This window comes from Blastocatellia bacterium, from assembly GCA_025054955.1.
GTDB lineage: Bacteria > Acidobacteriota > Blastocatellia > HR10 > J050 > JANWZE01.
On sequence record JANWZE010000144.1, the window covers coordinates 1 to 3,015 of the forward strand.

Here is a 3,015-nt window from a genome sequence, read left to right on the forward strand (position 1 = left end):
CCTCCTGCGCTTTGTCTACTTGATGGCGTGGCTGCGGCAAGCGGGTGACCGAGTCCCCTTGGCCGCCCTGCTCTAACACCCCGTGTCAACAGAAAACTCTTGCCCGTCGCATTTCCAAGCACGTTATTTGAAACGATTACCCACCCGCATGAAGCCATACGCGGCAGAGGAACAGTCTCCCGGTGAATGCGCTGTTGCACCATGATCTCAGACTGGGACTACACGACGCGGTCGCTACAGCATCAACGCTGACAAGCGTGGCTACATGATTTCAGGGCGGGAACTGACTCCACCGGCGAACAAGGGAGGTGGAAACTAGAGCGGTTTGCGAATGATTTTACTTGGGAGCCACGCTCCAGTGTGCTTAGCCCGCAAGATGCGGGGCCCCCAGGCCAAAGGCAACTGAAAATTGCTCTAATCACACAAAGAGACCGGATCATTGATTTTCTGCGCCTTGCGCAGCCAGCCGATGCAACGCTTCGCCGCTCAGTCGGTAGATCGTCCACTCATGCATCGCGACAGCGCCGAGCTTCTCGTAGAACCGGATCGCCGGCTCATTCCAATCCAACACAGCCCATTCGAGCCGACCGCAGCCCCGCTTGACGGCCAGCCGCGCCAAATACACGAGCATCGCCCGACCGAATCCTCGACCGCGAAACTCAGGCTTCACATAAAGGTCTTCCAAGTAAAGCCCGCGCCGCCCAAGAAAGGTGGACATATTGTGAAAGAAGAGCGCGAACCCGACAGGCTGATCCTCCACATACCCGATGATGACCTCAGCGACCGGCCGCTCGCCAAACAATTCGTTTCTTAGTTGCTCTTCAGTCGCCACGACTTCGTGCGACAGCCGTTCATACTCAGCCAGCTCCTTGATCAGCGACAGGATCAACGGAACATCAGCGTCGGTGGCTAATTCAATGCGAAAGTGAGCTATCGGCCCAAATGGATTCATACTCTTTCTCCTTGCTCTGGGAGCTCCGCAGGAAGCCCCATCGGGCACATATCAAAGTTGTGGATGTACGCGTTTCTCATTGTTCGACGAAACGACCAGGTAGCGCACGTGACAACTGTCTTTAAGTCAAACCGTGACAGCGTGAGCGAGTAAATCAACTATCATGGGCGCCTTCTGTCATTCGCTTGTGCCACCTATATCCTGACCGTCTCCACGCAGATCAGAGGTTCGGTAGATCAAAAGTCGTGCCTCCGTCTATTGTCGGAAAAGCCACTTTATTACACGAGCGGTGCACAATCCACCTTCTGACTGAAGGATGATGCTTCGAGGTTACCCGCTTCGATTGGACATGTGTTAATTGCCACTCTTCTTTGATCGGTAGCGGCCTATCGCATATCCACCGCCGAGCACAGCGAGCTATCCAATCACTTTTACCAGTTATGCCGCAGCTTCCTTGTCAATACGAAAGACAATGAATAAAAAGATCAGCACAGCAAGAATAAGCACGCCGATGAACCTTTGTACACTTTGAAGTATTTTCAACTGATGCGCTCTTTCCTTATCACGATCACTAAATTCCGCCTTTAATGCCTCGTGGGCATATTCAGCAGATTTCTCAAGATGCGTTTTGTTCAGTTCAAGCTGTTGCTGCCGCAGTGCTAATTCCTGTCGTTGGTTTTCCAAGAACTGCTCAACGAGCTTTGGTAAATCAGGGCCAGCCGCATTTGTCGGGGGCTGGATTTGGTTCTGGTCACTCATGATGCTCTGGTACGATTCCAGATAGGTTTAAAAACCGGATACTTTCTCACAATGCGAATTTTTCCAATCTCTTTCTTGCCTAACTCAGGGGGATAATCTCGGCCGATTCTATGTTGTCTCGTTCATGAGCATACATACGCAAGTATTCTTCGAGGGTTACCACCTCGGTATACAGGCTCTCTTCAATGTCTCTCAAGCTCGCAGACGCCATGTTCATCAAGTTTGTCATCGTATGTACCCCGGCTGCTTTCTTCGCGTCATCATTCTACCGGTGGCTCCTTGGAAGGGTCAAGCTGTTATACCGATAGTCAGGACAAAGGCCGTATGTGATGAGGCGAGATGGCGAGCAGGAGCAGAACGTCGCAAGCAGCACTCTCCGATTTGCTGTGCGCGTATGGTATGATTCATGCTGTGCTCGTTTCTGCTGAGCTGCACCAGCGGCTCTGAGAAGGTAGCCAGACGTGCAACGCCTGGAAGAGCAGATCATACGATCAATTCTGCTGAGCTGCGCCAGCGGCTCTGAGAAGGTAGCCAGACGTGCAACGTCTGGAAGAGCAGATCATACGATCAATAGTGGCGCGTTGGAGACGTGCCAAGACATCGGTGCTCACAACAAGCGGTTCAACTGCATGAACGCCCCAATGGGAGCACTGCCGGCGCCTCTCCAAGGCGCCGTGGGAATTGGGGATGATGTTCGACCCAGACGTTTCACGTCTGGCTACCCTCTTGCGGCGTCTGCCGACGCTGCGTTCCAAGATTACTCCTCGGAAAAAGTGGCACAGGCATTCCTGCCTGTGGCGTTTTTCATCGTTTCTGGGCGTCGTCCCAGACGACATGAACAACTCCTCTGCAAATAACCATTTTCATGCTTCGTGGCGAGTGCGAAGCTCATGGGCGATTCCCTTGGAAATAACATTTGAGCGATTCCTCCGAAACACCACTGCTGAACACAGATGGACAGTACCAATTGCGGGTTGAAGAAATCGGGACTATCCACTCACAATCATGCTACACGGGGTCCCACAGCGAGGCCCCCGTACAGGCCTGCCTGCTTTCCTGGCAAAAACGCGAGCCCACAGCCACCCTGTACGGGCGGCTCGCCGTGGCCGCCCGACTCCTCTCCCTCCTCTGCAAATAACCATTTTCATCCTTCGTGGCGAGCGCGGAGCTCATGGGCAATTCGCTTGAAAATAACATTTGAGCGTTTCTTCGGAAACACCACTGATGAACACAGATGGACAATACCAATTGCGGGTTGAAGAATTCGGTCCTATCCGCTCAGACGCATTCTACGCGGGGGCCCA

Annotated in this window: 3 protein-coding genes; all 3 read right to left on the bottom strand. The window is 53.1% G+C overall.

The genetic code is table 11. The features are described 5' to 3' along the window. Window positions 1–436: 436 nt before the first annotated feature. Complete coding sequence (locus NZ823_17495) at window positions 437–952, bottom strand: GNAT family N-acetyltransferase (protein ID MCS6806923.1); 516 nt, start codon at window positions 950–952, stop codon at window positions 437–439. A gap of 438 nt (window positions 953–1,390) precedes the next feature. Beyond that, on the bottom strand, window positions 1,391–1,711 hold the full coding sequence (locus tag NZ823_17500) for a hypothetical protein (protein ID MCS6806924.1): 321 nt from the start codon (window positions 1,709–1,711) through the stop codon (window positions 1,391–1,393). 79 nt (window positions 1,712–1,790) lie between these two features. Next, window positions 1,791–1,928 (bottom strand): hypothetical protein, encoded by a 138-nt coding sequence (locus NZ823_17505; GenBank protein ID MCS6806925.1) that lies wholly within the window; start codon window positions 1,926–1,928, stop codon window positions 1,791–1,793. Window positions 1,929–3,015 lie beyond the last annotated feature (1,087 nt).

Bases quoted from the DNA above. Each gene is read 5' to 3' on its own strand.
- NZ823_17495 (MCS6806923.1), bottom strand. From the start codon at position 952: ATGAATCCATTTGGGCCGATAGCTCACTTTCGCATTGAATTAGCCACC.
- NZ823_17500 (MCS6806924.1), bottom strand. From the start codon at position 1,711: ATGAGTGACCAGAACCAAATCCAGCCCCCGACAAATGCGGCTGGCCCT.
- NZ823_17505 (MCS6806925.1), bottom strand. From the start codon at position 1,928: ATGAACATGGCGTCTGCGAGCTTGAGAGACATTGAAGAGAGCCTGTAT.